The organism is Streptomyces sp. NPDC001135, from assembly GCF_053598395.1.
The window spans coordinates 91,176-107,585 of record NZ_JBSFKD010000019.1 but is presented as its reverse complement, the minus strand read 5'-3'; the positions used below and the strand labels follow the sequence as shown (position 1 = coordinate 107,585).

At 70.1% G+C, this 16,410-nt stretch carries 16 protein-coding genes; 15 read left to right on the top strand and 1 reads right to left on the bottom strand.

Annotation, left to right across the window (positions count from 1 at the left end; translation table 11 throughout):
• The first annotated feature begins 21 nt into the window (after window positions 1-21).
• Window positions 22-588: an elongation factor P gene (efp, locus tag ACWC94_RS23260; protein ID WP_361250179.1), complete on the top strand. Its 567-nt coding sequence runs from the start codon at window positions 22-24 to the stop codon at window positions 586-588.
• Between the two features lie 2 nt (window positions 589-590).
• Window positions 591-1,019 (top strand): transcription antitermination factor NusB, encoded by a 429-nt coding sequence (gene nusB, locus ACWC94_RS23255; RefSeq protein WP_450798818.1) that lies wholly within the window; start codon window positions 591-593, stop codon window positions 1,017-1,019.
• Between the two features lie 213 nt (window positions 1,020-1,232).
• On the opposite strand, the gene bldD is transcribed toward nusB, so the two are convergent.
• Complete coding sequence (gene bldD, locus ACWC94_RS23250) at window positions 1,233-1,736, bottom strand: transcriptional regulator BldD (protein WP_014671524.1); 504 nt, start codon at window positions 1,734-1,736, stop codon at window positions 1,233-1,235.
• A gap of 253 nt (window positions 1,737-1,989) precedes the next feature.
• On the opposite strand from bldD, the gene pyrR reads away from it, so the two are divergent.
• The 13 genes from pyrR (at window position 1,990) to metK (ending at window position 16,311) form a co-directional block, all read left to right on the top strand.
• Complete coding sequence (pyrR, locus tag ACWC94_RS23245; protein WP_450798817.1) at window positions 1,990-2,568, top strand: bifunctional pyr operon transcriptional regulator/uracil phosphoribosyltransferase PyrR; 579 nt, start codon at window positions 1,990-1,992, stop codon at window positions 2,566-2,568.
• Between the two features lie 90 nt (window positions 2,569-2,658).
• Complete coding sequence (locus ACWC94_RS23240) at window positions 2,659-3,630, top strand: aspartate carbamoyltransferase catalytic subunit (RefSeq protein ID WP_450798816.1); 972 nt, start codon at window positions 2,659-2,661, stop codon at window positions 3,628-3,630.
• 4 nt (window positions 3,631-3,634) lie between these two features.
• On the top strand, window positions 3,635-4,921 hold the full coding sequence (locus ACWC94_RS23235) for a dihydroorotase (RefSeq protein WP_450798815.1): 1,287 nt from the start codon (window positions 3,635-3,637) through the stop codon (window positions 4,919-4,921).
• Window positions 4,918-5,478, top strand: a complete 561-nt coding sequence (locus tag ACWC94_RS23230; RefSeq protein WP_450798814.1) for a PH-like domain-containing protein — start codon at window positions 4,918-4,920, stop codon at window positions 5,476-5,478. Before ACWC94_RS23235 ends, ACWC94_RS23230 begins: the two co-directional genes overlap by 4 nt.
• Window positions 5,475-6,632 (top strand): glutamine-hydrolyzing carbamoyl-phosphate synthase small subunit, encoded by a 1,158-nt coding sequence (gene carA / locus ACWC94_RS23225; protein ID WP_450798813.1) that lies wholly within the window; start codon window positions 5,475-5,477, stop codon window positions 6,630-6,632. The genes ACWC94_RS23230 and carA overlap by 4 nt, the downstream gene beginning before the upstream one ends.
• Window positions 6,625-9,933, top strand: a complete 3,309-nt coding sequence (carB, locus tag ACWC94_RS23220) for a carbamoyl-phosphate synthase large subunit (RefSeq protein WP_450798812.1) — start codon at window positions 6,625-6,627, stop codon at window positions 9,931-9,933. Before carA ends, carB begins: the two co-directional genes overlap by 8 nt.
• Before the next feature lie 65 nt (window positions 9,934-9,998).
• Window positions 9,999-11,105 carry a quinone-dependent dihydroorotate dehydrogenase gene (locus ACWC94_RS23215; protein WP_450798811.1) on the top strand — a complete coding sequence of 369 codons (1,107 nt, stop codon included), beginning with the start codon at window positions 9,999-10,001 and terminating at the stop codon, window positions 11,103-11,105.
• Entirely contained in the window at window positions 11,102-11,947 is an 846-nt protein-coding gene (gene pyrF / locus ACWC94_RS23210) for an orotidine-5'-phosphate decarboxylase (protein WP_450798810.1), read from the top strand. Before ACWC94_RS23215 ends, pyrF begins: the two co-directional genes overlap by 4 nt.
• A 300-nt stretch (window positions 11,948-12,247) precedes the next feature.
• Window positions 12,248-12,571 carry an integration host factor gene (locus ACWC94_RS23205; protein ID WP_003977346.1) on the top strand — a complete coding sequence of 108 codons (324 nt, stop codon included), beginning with the start codon at window positions 12,248-12,250 and terminating at the stop codon, window positions 12,569-12,571.
• Between the two features lie 60 nt (window positions 12,572-12,631).
• On the top strand, window positions 12,632-13,189 hold the full coding sequence (gene gmk, locus ACWC94_RS23200; protein ID WP_450798809.1) for a guanylate kinase: 558 nt from the start codon (window positions 12,632-12,634) through the stop codon (window positions 13,187-13,189).
• A gap of 53 nt (window positions 13,190-13,242) precedes the next feature.
• Complete coding sequence (gene rpoZ, locus ACWC94_RS23195; protein ID WP_003982715.1) at window positions 13,243-13,515, top strand: DNA-directed RNA polymerase subunit omega; 273 nt, start codon at window positions 13,243-13,245, stop codon at window positions 13,513-13,515.
• 134 nt (window positions 13,516-13,649) lie between these two features.
• The gene (coaBC, locus tag ACWC94_RS23190; protein ID WP_450798808.1) at window positions 13,650-14,852 is read left to right on the top strand and encodes a bifunctional phosphopantothenoylcysteine decarboxylase/phosphopantothenate--cysteine ligase CoaBC; all 1,203 of its coding nucleotides are present in this window, start codon (window positions 13,650-13,652) and stop codon (window positions 14,850-14,852) included.
• A 250-nt stretch (window positions 14,853-15,102) separates the two neighbouring features.
• Window positions 15,103-16,311 (top strand): methionine adenosyltransferase, encoded by a 1,209-nt coding sequence (gene metK / locus ACWC94_RS23185; protein WP_450798807.1) that lies wholly within the window; start codon window positions 15,103-15,105, stop codon window positions 16,309-16,311.
• The last annotated feature ends 99 nt before the right edge of the window (window positions 16,312-16,410 follow it).

Genomic DNA, 16,410 nt, shown 5'->3' with positions numbered 1-16,410 from the left:
AGTCCAGGAGATTCCGCAACCGTGGCTTCCACGAACGACCTCAAGAACGGCATGGTGCTCAAGCTCGAAGGCGGCCAGCTCTGGTCCGTCGTCGAGTTCCAGCACGTCAAGCCCGGCAAGGGCCCGGCCTTCGTGCGCACCAAGCTGAAGAACGTGCTCTCCGGCAAGGTGGTCGACAAGACCTTCAACGCCGGCGTCAAGGTCGAGACCGCCACTGTCGACAAGCGCGACATGCAGTTCTCGTACATGGACGGCGAGTACTTCGTCTTCATGGACATGGAGACCTACGACCAGCTGCACATCGACCGGAAGGCCGTCGGCGACGCCGCCAACTTCCTGATCGAGGGCTTCACCGCCACCGTCGCGCAGCACGAGGGCGAGGTCCTCTTCGTCGAGCTGCCGGCCGCCGTCGAGCTGGTCATCGCCGAGACCGAGCCGGGTGTCCAGGGCGACCGCTCCACCGGTGGCACCAAGCCCGCCACCCTGGAGACCGGCCACCAGATCCAGGTCCCGCTCTTCATCACCACCGGTGAGAAGATCAAGGTCGACACCCGTACGAGCGACTACCTCGGCCGGGTGAACAGCTAACCGTGGCTGCCCGCAACACGGCCCGCAAGCGCGCCTTCCAGATCCTCTTCGAGGGCGACCAGCGTGGCGCCGACGTCCTGACGGTCCTCGCTGACTGGGTCCGGCTCTCCCGGTCCGACACCCGGCAGCCGCCGGTCAGCGAGTACACGATGCAGCTGGTCGAGGGCTACGCGGAACACGCGAGGCGCATCGACGAGCTGATCGCCCAGTACTCGGTCGGCTGGACGCTGGACCGGATGCCGGTCGTGGACCGCAACCTCCTGCGGCTGGGCGCGTACGAGCTGATCTGGGTCGACGAGACTCCTGACGCCGTCGTCCTGGACGAGATGGTGCAGCTGGCCAAGGAGTTCTCGACGGACGAGTCGCCCTCGTTCGTGAACGGTCTGCTGGGCCGGCTGAAGGAGCTCAAGCCTTCGCTCCGCCGGGACTAGCCGTCGACATGAGGGGCGCCGTGGGACTGCGGCGGCCCGGGTGGCCTGCGGGTCGTCCGTGGCCGCTCGCGCAGTCCCCGCGCCCCTCAGGCATGTCACGCCGCCCGCCGTCGACACGGCGCCGTAACGGTCGCGAAAACGCCGCCGGGGTGGCCGGAACCGTGAAGTTCCGGCCACCCCGGCGGCACGTTTCTGCTCAGATGCCGCAGGCGGTCACGCCTCTTCGTGCGTGGCCACCGCGCGGCGGGCGTCGGCGTCCAGGACGCCCCAGCTGATCAGCTGCTCGGTGAGGACCGAGGGGGACTGGTCGTAAATGACGGCGAGGGTGCGCAGGTCGTCCTGGCGGATGGAGAGCACCTTGCCGTTGTAGTCGCCGCGCTGGGACTGGATCGTCGCCGCGTAGCGCTGCAGCGGGCCCGCCTTCTCGGCCGGCACGGTGGCCAGCCGCTCCAGGTCGAGGACCAGCTTCGGCGGCGGCTCGGCCGCGCCGCCCGGCGTGGTGCCCGGCAGGAGCTCCTGCACAGGAACGCCATAGAAATCGGCCAGCTCGGCGAGCCGCTGGACGGTCACCGCACGGTCGCCACGCTCGTAGGACCCGACCACCACGGCCTTCCAGCGCCCCTGGGACTTCTCCTCGACACCGTGGAGGGAAAGGCCCTGCTGGGTGCGGATGGCCCGGAGCTTGGCCCCGAGCTGTTTGGCGTATTCGCTGGACATATAGCTCCCCGGACACTGTGTCGACGCGGCCGGAGGGTGTTCCCGCCGCGCGGCTGGTAACTCACTGTGAGGTTACGCAGCGTGACTCTCGTGCGTCAAGCCGAATGGTCCACACCGACTCTTCCGTGGTAGTGGCAGCCGGTTGCGCCAGGGGGGTGATCGAGGCCCTCTCCATGACCTGCTACGGTGGATGGCGCAAATCCGACGTCCTTTAAGGTCCGTCCCGTGAGGCGGAGAAGGAGGTCCGTTTCGTATGGACAAGCACGAATCGCCCGCTCAGGCGCAGGCATCCGATGCGCGGCCCGTTCTCGAGGGCCCCGACATCGCGCGGGTGCTGACCCGTATCGCCCACGAGATCGTCGAGCGCGCCAAGGGCGCCGACGACGTGGTGCTCCTCGGCATTCCCACCCGAGGCGTCTTCCTGGCCCAGCGGCTCGCCGTCAAGCTGGAGCAGATCACCGACCGCAAGATCCCGGTCGGCTCCCTCGACATCACCATGTACCGCGACGACCTGCGCATGCACCCCCCGCGTGCGCTGGCCCGCACCGAGATCCCCGGTGACGGCATCGACGGCAAGCTGGTCGTCCTCGTCGACGACGTGCTCTTCTCCGGCCGCACCATCCGCGCCGCGCTCGACGCCCTGAACGACATCGGGCGCCCCCGCGCGGTCCAGCTCGCGGTCCTGGTCGACCGAGGCCACCGCGAACTGCCGATCCGCGCCGACTACGTCGGCAAGAACCTCCCCACGTCGCTGCGGGAGACGGTCAAGGTCCAGCTCGCCGAGGAGGACGGTCGCGACACCGTGCTGCTCGGTGTGAAGACCGGCCAGTAGCAACTCAGGCGCCGGGCGGCTTCGGCCTGCCCGCACATGCGCTGATTTGCCCCATATCTCCTGAATGAACTGCCTTACGGAGCCTGACAGATGCAGCGTCATCTCATCTCGGCCGCCGACCTCACCCGCGACGACGCCGTCCTGATCCTCGACACCGCCGAGGAGATGGCCCGGGTGGCCGACCGGCCGATCAAGAAGCTGCCGACCCTGCGCGGCCGCACGATCGTCAACCTCTTCTTCGAGGACTCCACGCGCACCCGGATCTCCTTCGAGGCCGCCGAGAAGCGCCTGTCCGCCGACGTCATCAACTTCTCCGCCAAGGGCTCCAGCGTCTCCAAGGGCGAGTCCCTGAAGGACACCGCCCAGACCCTGGAGGCCATGGGCGTCGACGCCGTCGTCATCCGGCACGGCGCCTCCGGAGCCCCGTACCGCCTCGCCAACTCCGGCTGGATCGACGCGGCGGTGATCAACGCCGGTGACGGCACCCACCAGCACCCCACCCAGGCCCTGCTGGACGCCTTCACCATGCGCCGCCGGCTGGTCGGCCGGGACACCGGCCTCGGCCAGGACCTCGACGGCAAGCGCATCACCATCGTCGGCGACGTCCTGCACAGCCGGGTCGCTCGCTCCAACGTCGACCTGCTGCACACCCTCGGCGCCGAGGTCACCCTCGTCGCCCCGCCCACCCTGGTGCCGGTCGGCGTCGAGACGTGGCCCTGCGAGGTGTCGTACGACCTCGACAGCGCGCTGCCCAAGTGCGACGCGGTGATGATGCTCCGCGTCCAGCGCGAGCGGATGAACGCCGCCTTCTTCCCGACCGAGCGCGAGTACTCCCGCCGCTACGGCCTCGACGGCGACCGCATGGCCAGGCTGCCCGAGCACGCCATCGTGATGCACCCCGGCCCGATGGTCCGCGGCATGGAGATCACCGCCGAGGTCGCCGACTCCGACCGCTGTACCGCCGTCGAGCAGGTCGCCAACGGGGTCTCCATCCGGATGGCCGTCCTGTACCTGCTGCTCGGCGGCAACGAGCCCGCCCAGACCCGCACTGAGGAGAAGTAAGACCATGAGCAAGACCCTGATCCGTGGTGCGAGGGTGCTCGGCGGCGAGCCGCAGGACGTGCTGATCGACGGCGAGGTCGTCGAGGCGGTCGGCACGGGCCTGCCCGCGGACGGCGCCGAGGTGGTCGAGGCCGGCGGCAAGGTGCTGCTGCCGGGCCTGGTCGACCTGCACACCCATCTGCGCGAGCCGGGCCGCGAGGACTCCGAGACCGTCCTGACCGGCACCCGCGCGGCGGCGAGCGGCGGCTACACCGCCGTCTTCGCCATGGCCAACACCTTCCCGGTCGCCGACACCGCCGGTGTCGTCGAGCAGGTCTACCGGCTCGGCCGGGAGCACGGCTACTGCGACGTGCAGCCCATCGGCGCCGTCACCGTCGGCCTGGAGGGCAGGAAGCTGGCCGAGCTGGGCGCCATGCACGAGTCGGCCGCCGGCGTCACCGTCTTCTCCGACGACGGCAAGTGCGTGGACGACGCCGTGATCATGCGCCGCGCGCTGGAGTACGTGAAGGCCTTCGGCGGCGTCGTCGCCCAGCACGCCCAGGAGCCGCGCCTCACCGAGGGCGCCCAGATGAACGAGGGCGTCGTCTCCGCCGAGCTGGGCCTGGGCGGCTGGCCGGCGGTCGCCGAGGAGTCGATCATCGCGCGGGACGTGCTGCTCGCCGAGCACGTCGGCTCCCGCGTCCACATCTGCCACCTGTCGACCGCCGGCAGCGTCGAGATCGTCCGCTGGGCCAAGTCCCGCGGCATCGACGTCACCGCCGAGGTCACCCCGCACCACCTGCTCCTCACCGACGAGCTGGTGCGGACGTACAACCCCGTCTACAAGGTCAACCCGCCGCTGCGCACCGAGCGCGACGTGCACGCCCTGCGCGCGGCCCTCGCGGACGGCACGATCGACATCGTCGCCACCGACCACGCCCCGCACCCGCACGAGGACAAGGACTGCGAGTGGGCCGCCGCCGCCATGGGCATGGTCGGCCTGGAGACCGCGCTGTCAGTGGTCCAGGAGACCATGGTCGACACGGGCCTGCTGGACTGGGCCGGCGTCGCCGACCGGATGTCCGTCAAGCCCGCGCAGATCGGACAGGCCACCGGGCACGGCCGTCCCGTCTCGGCTGGTGAGCCCGCCAACCTCACCCTCGTCGACACGGAATACCGTGGCCAGGTGGACCCCGCGGGCTTCGCCTCGCGCAGCCGCAACACCCCGTACCAGGGGCGTGAGCTGCCGGGCCGTGTGACGCACACGTGGCTGCGGGGCAAGGCCACGCTCGTCGACGGGAAGCTCACGTGACACCTGTAATCCTGCTGGCCGAGGCCAAGAGGTCGGCCGAGGTCACCGACTGGCCGGCCCGCATCGGCTGGCTCGTCGGACTCCTGCTCTTCATCGCGCTCGTCTACTGGCTGATGCGCGAGGGCTGGAAGTGGCGCGGCACCCTCCAGAGCGACCTCCCGGAGCTGCCCAGCGCGCCGGACGGGACCGGCCCGGTGAGACTGAGCATGAGCGGCCGCTACCACGGCTCCACCACCGCCGGGCAGTGGCTGGACCGCATCGTGGCCCACGGCCTGGGCACCCGCAGCAGGGCCGAGCTCACCCTGACGGAGCAAGGCCTGGAGGTCGAGCGCCCCGGAGCGACCGACTTCTTCGTCCCCGCCGCCGCACTGCGCGGAGCCCGGCTGGACAAGGGCATCGCCGGCAAGGTCCTCACCGAGGGCGGCCTGCTGGTGGTGACCTGGGAGCTCGGCGACAAGCTGATCGACTCGGGCTTCCGCTCCGACCGGGCGGCCGAGCACACCGAGTGGGTCGACACCCTGAACCAGATGATCAACGACACGGAAGGCGCACGATGACGACCTCCACCAGGGGAAGCTCCTCTCAGAGGAACAAGGTGCTTCCCGCCGTACTCGTCCTGGAGGACGGCCGCATCTTCCGCGGCCGTGCCTACGGGGCCGTGGGGGAGACCTTCGGCGAGGCCGTGTTCTCCACCGGCATGACCGGCTACCAGGAGACCCTGACCGACCCGTCGTACGACCGGCAGATCGTGGTCGCGACCGCCCCGCAGATCGGCAACACGGGCTGGAACGACGAGGACGACGAGTCGGGGCGCATCTGGGTCTCCGGATACGTCGTGCGCGACCCCGCGCGCGTGCCGTCCAACTGGCGGGCCAAGCGCTCCCTGGACGACGAACTGGAGCGGCAGGGCGTGGTCGGCATCTCCGGGATCGACACCCGCGCCCTGACCCGTCATCTGCGCGAGCGCGGCTCGATGCGCGCCGGCGTCTTCTCCGGCGAGGCGATCGCCCCCGACTCCGAGCTCCTCGCGCGCGTGCAGGCTCAGCCGCACATGAAGGGCGCGAGCCTCTACGAGGAGGTTGCGACCAAGGAGGCCTACGTCGTCCCGGCGATCGGCGAGAAGAGGTTCACCGTCGCCGCGATCGACCTCGGCATCAAGGGCATGACCCCGCACCGCATGGCCGAGCGCGGCATCGAGGTCCACGTCCTGCCCGCGACCGCCACCGCCGACGACGTGTACGCCGTCGCCCCGGACGGAGTCTTCTTCTCCAACGGCCCCGGCGACCCGGCGACCGCCGACGGCCCCGTCGCCCTCATGACCGCCGTCCTGGAGCGCGGAACGCCGCTCTTCGGCATCTGCTTCGGCAACCAGATCCTCGGCCGCGCCCTCGGCTTCGGCACCTACAAGCTGAAGTACGGCCACCGGGGCATCAACCAGCCGGTCCAGGACCGTACGACCGGCAAGGTCGAGGTCACCGCGCACAACCACGGCTTCGCCGTGGACGCGCCGCTCGACCAGGTCAGCGAGACGAAGTTCGGCCGCGCCGAGGTCTCGCACGTCTGCCTGAACGACAACGTCGTGGAGGGGCTGCAGCTGCTCGACCAGCCGGCCTTCTCCGTCCAGTACCACCCCGAAGCGGCAGCGGGCCCGCACGACGCCGCCTACCTGTTCGACCGCTTCGTTTCCCTGATGGAGGGCCAGCGTGCCTAAGCGCACCGATATCCAGTCCGTCCTGGTCATCGGCTCCGGCCCGATCGTCATCGGCCAGGCCGCCGAGTTCGACTACTCCGGCACGCAGGCGTGCCGCGTGCTCAAGGCCGAGGGCCTGCGCGTGGTCCTCGTCAACTCCAACCCGGCGACGATCATGACCGACCCGGAGATCGCCGACGCCACCTACGTCGAGCCGATCACCCCGGACTTCGTCGAGAAGATCATCGCGAAGGAGCGCCCGGACGCCCTGCTGCCCACCCTGGGCGGCCAGACGGCCCTGAACACCGCCATCTCGCTGCACGAGAACGGTGTCCTGGAGAAGTACGGCGTCGAGCTGATCGGCGCCAAGCCCGAGGCGATCCACAAGGGCGAGGACCGCGACCTGTTCAAGGAGGTCGTGGAGGAGGTCCGCCGCAAGACCGGGCACGGCGAGTCCGCCCGCTCGGTGATCTGCCACTCGATGGACGACGTCCTCGCGGGTGTGGAGACGCTCGGCGGCTACCCGGTGGTCGTCCGCCCGTCGTTCACGATGGGCGGCGCGGGTTCCGGCTTCGCGCACGACGAGGAGGAACTGCGCCGCATCGCGGGCCAGGGCCTCACGCTCTCCCCGACCACCGAGGTGCTCCTGGAGGAGTCCATCCTCGGCTGGAAGGAGTACGAGCTGGAGCTGATGCGCGACAAGCACGACAACGTCGTGGTCGTCTGCTCCATCGAGAACTTCGACCCGATGGGTGTGCACACCGGTGACTCGATCACCGTCGCCCCGGCGATGACGCTGACCGACCGCGAATACCAGATCCTGCGGGACATCGGCATCGCGGTGATCCGCGAGGTCGGCGTGGACACCGGCGGCTGCAACATCCAGTTCGCGGTGAACCCCGAGGACGGTCGCGTGATCGTCATCGAGATGAACCCGCGCGTCTCGCGGTCCTCGGCCCTCGCCTCCAAGGCCACCGGCTTCCCGATCGCCAAGATCGCCGCCAAGCTGGCCGTCGGCTACACCCTGGACGAGATCCCGAACGACATCACCCAGGAGACCCCGGCCTCCTTCGAGCCCACGCTCGACTACGTCGTCGTGAAGGCCCCGCGGTTCGCGTTCGAGAAGTTCCCGCAGGCCGACTCCACGCTGACCACCACCATGAAGTCGGTCGGCGAGGCCATGGCCATCGGCCGCAACTTCACCGAGGCCTTCCAGAAGGCGCTGCGCTCCCTGGAGAAGAAGGGCAGCCAGTTCACCTTCGTCGGTGAGACGGGTGACAAGGCGGCACTCCTGGCGGAGTCCGTACGGCCCACCGACGGCCGCATCAACACGGTCATGCAGGCCATCCGCGCGGGCGCCACGCCCGAGGAGGTCTTCGAGTACACGAAGATCGACCCCTGGTTCGTGGACCAGCTGTTCCTGATCAAGGAGGTCGCGGACGAGCTGGCCGGGGCGCCCGAGCTGACCCGCGAGCTGCTCGCCGAGGCCAAGCGGCACGGCTTCTCCGACCAGCAGGTCGCCGAGATCCGCGGCCTGCGCGAGGACGTCGTCCGCGAGGTCCGGCACGCCCTCGGCATCCGCCCGGTCTACAAGACGGTCGACACCTGCGCCGCCGAGTTCGCGGCGAGGACGCCGTACTTCTACTCGGCCTACGACGAGGAGTCGGAGGTCGCCACGCGCGAGAAGCCCGCGGTGATCATCCTGGGCTCGGGCCCGAACCGGATCGGCCAGGGCATCGAGTTCGACTACTCCTGCGTCCACGCCTCGTTCGCGCTGAGCGACGCGGGCTACGAGACCGTGATGGTCAACTGCAACCCGGAGACCGTCTCCACCGACTACGACACCTCCGACCGGCTGTACTTCGAGCCGCTCACGCTGGAGGACGTGCTGGAGATCGTGCACGCCGAGCAGCAGGCCGGCCCGGTCGCGGGTGTGATCGTGCAGCTGGGCGGCCAGACCCCGCTGGGCCTGTCGCAGGCCCTGAAGGACAACGGCGTGCCGATCGTCGGTACGTCCCCGGAGGCGATCCACGCGGCCGAGGACCGGGGTGCCTTCGGCCGGGTGCTGGCGGAGGCGGGGCTGCCGGCGCCGAAGCACGGCACGGCCACCACCTTCGCGGAGGCCAAGGCGATCGCCGACGAGATCGGCTACCCGGTCCTGGTCCGGCCGTCGTACGTCCTCGGCGGGCGCGGCATGGAGATCGTCTACGACGAGACCCGGCTCGCCGCCTACATCGCCGAGTCGACCGAGATCAGCCCCTCCCGGCCGGTCCTCGTCGACCGCTTCCTGGACGACGCCATCGAGATCGACGTCGACGCCCTCTACGACGGCGAGGAGCTCTACCTCGGCGGCGTCATGGAGCACATCGAGGAGGCCGGCATCCACTCCGGCGACTCGGCGTGCGCCCTGCCCCCGATCACGCTGGGCGGCTTCGACATCAAGCGGCTGCGTGCCTCCACCGAGGCCATCGCCCGTGGCGTCGGCGTGCGCGGCCTGATCAACATCCAGTTTGCGATGGCCGGCGACATCCTCTACGTCCTGGAGGCCAACCCGCGCGCCTCCCGTACGGTCCCCTTCACCTCCAAGGCGACCGCGGTGCCCCTCGCGAAGGCCGCCGCCCGGATCTCCCTGGGCGCGACCATCGCCGAGCTGCGCGCCGAGGGGCTGCTGCCGGCGAACGGCGACGGCGGCGAGCTCCCGCTCGACGCGCCGATCTCCGTCAAGGAGGCCGTCATGCCGTGGTCCCGCTTCCGCGACATCCACGGCCGCGGCGTCGACACGGTCCTCGGCCCGGAGATGCGCTCCACCGGTGAGGTCATGGGCATCGACTCCGTCTTCGGCACGGCGTACGCCAAGTCGCAGGCGGGCGCCTACGGCCCGCTGCCCACCAAGGGCCGCGCGTTCATCTCGGTCGCCAACCGCGACAAGCGGTCGATGATCTTCCCGGCGCGCGAGCTGGTCGCCCACGGCTTCGAGCTGCTCGCCACCTCCGGCACCGCCGAGGTCCTCAAGCGCAACGGCATCCACGCCACCGTCGTGCGCAAGCAGTCCGAGGGCACCGGTCCGAACGGCGAGAAGACCATCGTCCAGCTGATCCACGACGGCGAGGTCGACCTCATCGTCAACACCCCGTACGGAACCGGCGGCCGCCTCGACGGCTACGACATCCGTACGGCCGCGGTGGCCCGCTCCGTGCCGTGCCTGACGACCGTCCAGGCGCTCGCGGCGGCCGTCCAGGGCATCGACGCCCTCAACCACGGTGACGTGGGCGTCCGCTCGCTCCAGGAACACGCGGAACACCTGACCGCGGCCCGCGACTAGCAGCCCTGAGGGGGACATCGGAAACGGTGTCCCCCTCTTCATGAGGACCCCAGAGGACTTTCTAGATGTACGAGCTCTTCTTCCGTCTGGTTTTCAAACGGATGGACCCGGAGAAGGCCCACTACCTGGCCTTCCGCTGGATCCGCCTCGCCGTCCGCGTCCCCGTGCTGCGCACCTTCGTCGCGGCCGCCCTCGCACCCCGCTACAGGGAACTGCGCACGGAGGCGTTCGGGCTGCGCATGCACGGCCCCTTCGGGCTCGCCGCCGGCTTCGACAAGAACGCCGTCGCGATCGACGGAATGTCGATGCTGGGCTTCGACCACGTCGAGATCGGCACGGTCACCGGCGAGCCGCAGCCCGGGAACCCCAAGAAGCGGCTGTTCCGGCTCGTCGCGGACCGCGCGCTGATCAACCGCATGGGCTTCAACAACGACGGCTCGCTGACCGTCGCCGCCCGCCTCGCGACCCGTGAGCCGGTCTTCCGGACCGTCGTCGGCGTCAACATCGGCAAGACGAAGGTCGTCCCGGAGGCGGAGGCCGTCGCCGACTACGTGAAGTCCGCCGAGCGCCTCGCCGCGTACGCGGACTACCTGGTCGTGAACGTCTCCTCGCCGAACACGCCCGGCCTGCGCAACCTGCAGGCCACCGAGTCCCTGCGTCCGCTGCTGAGCGCCGTCCGCGAGGCCGCCGACCGCACGGTCGCGAACCGGCGCGTCCCGCTGCTGGTGAAGATCGCGCCCGACCTCGCCGACGAGGACATCGACGCCGTTGCCGACCTGGCCGTGGAACTGGGCCTGGACGGCATCATCGCCACCAACACCACCATCGCCCGCGAGGGCCTCGGCCTGAAGTCGGCACCTTCGCTGGTGAAGGAGACCGGCGGCCTGTCCGGCGCCCCGCTGAAGGCGCGTTCCCTGGAGGTCCTGCGCCGTCTGTACGCGCGCGTGGGCGACCGGATCACCCTCGTCGGGGTCGGCGGCATCGAGACCGCCGAGGACGCCTGGCAGCGCATCCTGGCCGGCGCCACGCTGGTCCAGGGGTACAGCGCGTTCATCTACGAGGGCCCTTTCTGGTGCCGCGCGATCCACAAGGGCCTCGCCGCCCGTCTGCGCACCAGCCCGTACGCCACCCTCGCCGACGCGGTCGGCGCTGACGTGAGGAAGCCCGCATGACTGTTCTGGAGCCCTTCGGCGCCCGGCTGCGCCGCGCCATGGACGAGCGCGGCCCGCTGTGCGTCGGCATCGACCCGCACGCCTCCCTGCTCGCCGAGTGGGGTCTGAACGACGACGTGGCCGGGCTGGAGCGGTTCAGCCGCACGGTCGTCGAGGCGGTGGCCGACCGGGTCGCCGTGATGAAGCCGCAGAGCGCCTTCTTCGAGCGCTTCGGCTCCCGCGGTGTCGCCGTCCTGGAGACGGTCGTCCGGGAGGCGCGCGCGGCCGGCACCCTCGTCGTGATGGACGCCAAGCGCGGCGACATCGGCTCGACCATGGCCGGGTACGCCGAGGCCTACCTGCACCAGGACGCCCCGCTGTTCTCCGACGCCCTGACCGTCTCGCCGTACCTGGGCTACGGCTCGCTCAGCCCGGCCGTCGCGCTGGCGCGGGAGAGCGGCGCCGGCCTGTTCGTGCTGGCGCTCACCTCGAATCCGGAGGGCCCCGAGGTCCAGCACGCCGTCCGCACCGACGGCCGCACCGTGGGCGCGACCATGCTGGCCCACCTGGCCGCCGAGAACGCGGGGGAGGAGCCGCTGGGCTCCTTCGGCGCCGTCGTCGGCGCCACGGTCGGCGACCTGTCGTCATACGACCTCGCCGTCAACGGCCCGCTCCTCGCGCCCGGCGTCGGCGCGCAGGGGGCGACGCCGGCCGACCTTCCGAAGGTGTTCGGGTCGGCGTTGCGCAACGTCGTGCCGAACGTCAGCCGGGGCGTGCTGCGGCACGGTCCCGACGTCGGGGCGCTGCGGGCGGCAGCCGAGCGCTTCGCGGAGGAGATCCAGGCCACCGTCGCGGGCGCCTGAGACCTGAGATGTGCGCCCCGGCGAGCGGTGTCCTGGTGACTTGAGTGTGAATACATCCTCAAATCGAGGGCATTATGTCGGAAATGTCCGGCCTGGCGGAGGCTGACCAGGACTTTTCCGCTGTTCTCGCTGACTCTGGCGGACTTGACCGCTAGTCTCCGAGCTGTGGGGACACCCCCACACCCATTAGGTAGTGGGGGAGAACGGGCGAAGCGTGTTGCTCGTAGCTCCCCAGGTGTGGGGCGACTAGGTTCCTCACCGGTCCGTATCCGACAGTTCGACATCCGAGGTGACGTAGGCGTGGCTCTTCCGCCCCTTACCCCCGAACAGCGCGCAGCCGCGCTCGAAAAGGCCGCCGCGGCTCGCCGGGAGCGGGCCGAGGTCAAGAATCGACTCAAGCACTCCGGCGCCTCCCTGCACGAGGTCATCAAGCAGGGCCAGGAGAACGACGTCATCGGCAAGATGAAGGTCTCCGCGCTGCTCGAGTCCCTGCCGGGCGTGGGCAAGGTCCGCGCCAAGCAGATCATGGAGCGTCTGGGCATCTCCGAGAGCCGCCGCGTGCGCGGTCTTGGTTCCAACCAGATCGCTTCCCTGGAGCGTGAGTTCGGCAGCACCGGCTCCTGAGTCCGGCGCCTGCCGGGCCGGGAGTCCCGGGCACTCCGGGATTGCTGGAATAATCGCTGCATGAGTGAACGTCCGCGGCTGACCGTGCTCTCCGGCCCCTCGGGGGTCGGCAAGAGCACGGTCGTCGCCCATATGCGCAAGGAACACCCCGAGGTCTGGCTCTCGGTGTCGGCCACCACCCGCAAGCCGCGCCCCGGCGAGCGGCACGGAGTCCACTACTTCTTCGTCACCGACGAGGAGATGGACAAGCTGATCGCCAACGGTGAGCTGCTGGAGTGGGCCGAGTTCGCCGGCAACCGCTACGGCACGCCCCGCGCGGCCGTGCTGGAGCGGCTGGAGAAGGGCGAGCCGGTGCTGCTGGAGATCGATCTCCAGGGCGCCCGGCAGGTCCGGGAGTCGATGTCCGACGCCCGTCTGGTGTTCCTGGCTCCGCCCTCCTGGGAGGAGCTGGTGCGCAGGCTGACCGGCCGGGGCACCGAGCCGCCCGAGGTCATCGAGCGCCGTCTCGAGGCGGCCAGGACCGAGCTGGCGGCCGAGCCGGAGTTCGATACGACCTTGGTCAACACCTCCGTCGAGGACGTGGCGCGCGAGCTGCTAGCCTTGATGGACGTCGTGTGATCGTGACTGTGATCGCTTCGACTGAATCTTTCCCACCCATCGGAAGGTAGAGCGTGTCCTCTTCCATCACCGCGCCCGAGGGCATCATCAACCCGCCGATCGACGAGCTTCTCGAGGCCACCGACTCGAAGTACAGCCTCGTGATCTACGCGGCCAAGCGTGCCCGTCAGATCAACGCGTACTACTCGCAGCTCGGCGAGGGTCTCCTCGAGTACGTCGGTCCGCTCGTCGACACCCATGTCCACGAGAAGCCGCTCTCGATCGCCCTGCGTGAGATCAACGCGGGTCTGCTGACGTCCGAGGCCGTCGAGGGCCCCGCCCAGTAGTCCTGCGCACAGCAGCAAGTCTTGTGCAGTAGTACTTTCACACTGCGATCGACTTATCCACAGGCCCGGTAGTCATGCTGCCGGGCCTGTGGTGTGTCATGGGTGTTGCAGGGTTCCGAGTCCGGGGAGTGAGCGTGGACAAGCCGAGGGTCGTTCTGGGGGTCAGCGGCGGTATCGCCGCCTACAAGGCCTGTGAGCTGCTGAGAAGGCTCACGGAGTCGGGTCATGACGTCCGCGTGGTGCCCACCGCCTCCGCGCTGCACTTCGTCGGCGCCGCGACCTGGTCCGCCCTGTCCGGCAACCCGGTCTCGACAGAGGTCTGGGACGACGTCCACGAGGTCGCGCACGTCCGCATCGGCCAGCACGCCGACCTGGTGGTCGTCGCGCCCGCCACGGCCGACATGCTTGCCAAGGCCGCCCACGGCCTCGCCGACGACCTGCTCACCAACACGCTCCTGACCGCCCGATGTCCGGTCGTGTTCGCGCCCGCCATGCACACCGAGATGTGGGAGCACCCGGCCACCCAGGAGAACGTGGCCACGCTCCGCCGCCGCGGCGCCGTCGTCGTCGAGCCCGCCGTCGGCCGCCTCACCGGCGTCGACACCGGCAAGGGCCGGCTGCCCGACCCGACGGAGATCTTCGAGGTCTGCCGCCGGGTGCTGGCCCGGGGGGTCACCGAGCCCGACCTCAAGGGGCGGCACGTCGTCGTCTCCGCCGGAGGCACCCGCGAGCCCCTCGACCCGGTCCGCTTCCTCGGCAACCGCTCCTCCGGCAAGCAGGGCTACGCCCTCGCCCGCACCGCCGCCGCGCGGGGCGCCCGGGTCACCCTGATCGCGGCCAACACCGGCTTGCCCGACCCGGCGGGCGTGGATGTCGTACCGGTCGGCACGGCCGTCCAGCTGCGCGAGGCCGTACTGAAGGCGTCCGCGGACGCCGACGCGGTCGTCATGGCCGCCGCCGTCGCCGACTTCCGCCCGGCGGTCTACGCCGGCGGCAAGATCAAGAAGAGGGACGGCCAGGACCCCGACCCGATCGTCCTGGTACGGAATCCAGACATTCTCGCGGAAGTTTCGGCCGACCGAGCGCGGCCCGAACAGGTGGTCGTGGGCTTCGCCGCCGAGACCGACGACGTTCTCGCCAACGGCCGTGCCAAGCTCGCCCGAAAGGGCTGTGACCTGCTCGTCGTCAACGAGGTGGGGGAGCGCAAGACCTTCGGTTCCGAGGAGAACGAGGCCGTGGTGCTGGGCGCCGACGGCACCGAGACACCGGTGCCCCACGGCCCCAAGGAGGCCCTGGCCGACATCGTCTGGGACCTGGTGGCACGGCGGCTGGGGTGACGTACGGGCCCCGGACGCCCGGTTGACGGAGCGCCCGGGGGACGATCAAATCGGGTGCGGCGGTACCTGGCCAACGCCGCCCGGCATTGTGCAGAATGCCCGTGCCGCAGGTCACAGCGCTCCCGAGAGGCGAGACACGTGCCCCACCGGCCGAGTGTGACCGATAAACTGTTCACGGTCGACGCCGGGCGCAGCCCCGCGCGTCGCCGCAAATGATCAGCCAGCAGCCGCTGCAACCACAGGGAGCGTTGTGTCCCGTCGCCTGTTCACCTCGGAGTCCGTGACCGAGGGTCACCCCGACAAGATCGCTGACCAGATCAGCGACACCATTCTCGACGCGCTTCTGCGCGAGGACCCGTCCTCCCGGGTCGCCGTCGAGACGCTGATCACCACCGGCCTGGTGCACGTGGCCGGCGAGGTGACGACCAAGGCCTACGCGGACATCGCGACCCTGGTCCGCAACAAGATCCTCGAGATCGGCTACGACTCCTCCAAGAAGGGCTTCGACGGCGCCTCCTGCGGCGTGTCGGTGTCCATCGGGGCGCAGTCCCCGGACATCGCCCAGGGTGTCGACACGGCGTACGAGTCCCGGGTCGAGGGCGACGACGACGAGCTGGACAAGCAGGGCGCCGGCGACCAGGGCCTGATGTTCGGCTACGCGTCCGACGAGACGCCGACCCTGATGCCGCTGCCGATCTTCCTGGCGCACCGCCTGTCGAAGCGCCTGTCGGAGGTCCGCAAGAACGGCACCATCCCCTACCTGCGCCCGGACGGCAAGACGCAGGTCACCATCGAGTACGACGGCGACAAGGCCGTACGCCTCGACACGGTCGTCGTCTCCTCGCAGCACGCGAGCGACATCGACCTGGAGTCGCTGCTCGCCCCCGACATCCGCGAGTTCGTCGTGGAGCCGGAGCTGAAGGCGCTCCTGGACGACGGCATCAAGCTGGACACCGAGGGCTACCGCCTGCTGGTCAACCCGACCGGCCGCTTCGAGATCGGCGGCCCGATGGGCGACGCCGGCCTCACCGGCCGCAAGATCATCATCGACACCTACGGCGGTTTCGCCCGCCACGGCGGCGGCGCCTTCTCCGGCAAGGACCCGTCCAAGGTCGACCGCTCCGCCGCGTACGCCATGCGCTGGGTCGCCAAGAACGTGGTGGCGGCGGGCCTGGCCTCCCGCTGCGAGGTCCAGGTCGCCTACGCGATCGGCAAGGCCGAGCCGGTCGGTCTGTTCGTGGAGACCTTCGGCACGGCCAAGGTCGAGGTCGAGAAGATCGAGAAGGCGATCGACGAGGTCTTCGACCTGCGTCCGGCCGCGATCATCCGCGACCTCGACCTGCTCCGCCCGATCTACGCCCAGACGGCGGCGTACGGCCACTTCGGCCGCGAGCTGCCCGACTTCACCTGGGAGCGCACCGACCGCGTGGACGCCCTGCGCGAGGCCGTGGGCCTGTAAGCCCGTCCACTCGTCTCGCCGAGGCCCGGTCTCCCCGTCGCGGGGGGGCCGGGCCTCGGCGTGTACGGGGTCAGCCGGCGGGCGCCGGCCGGATCCCGT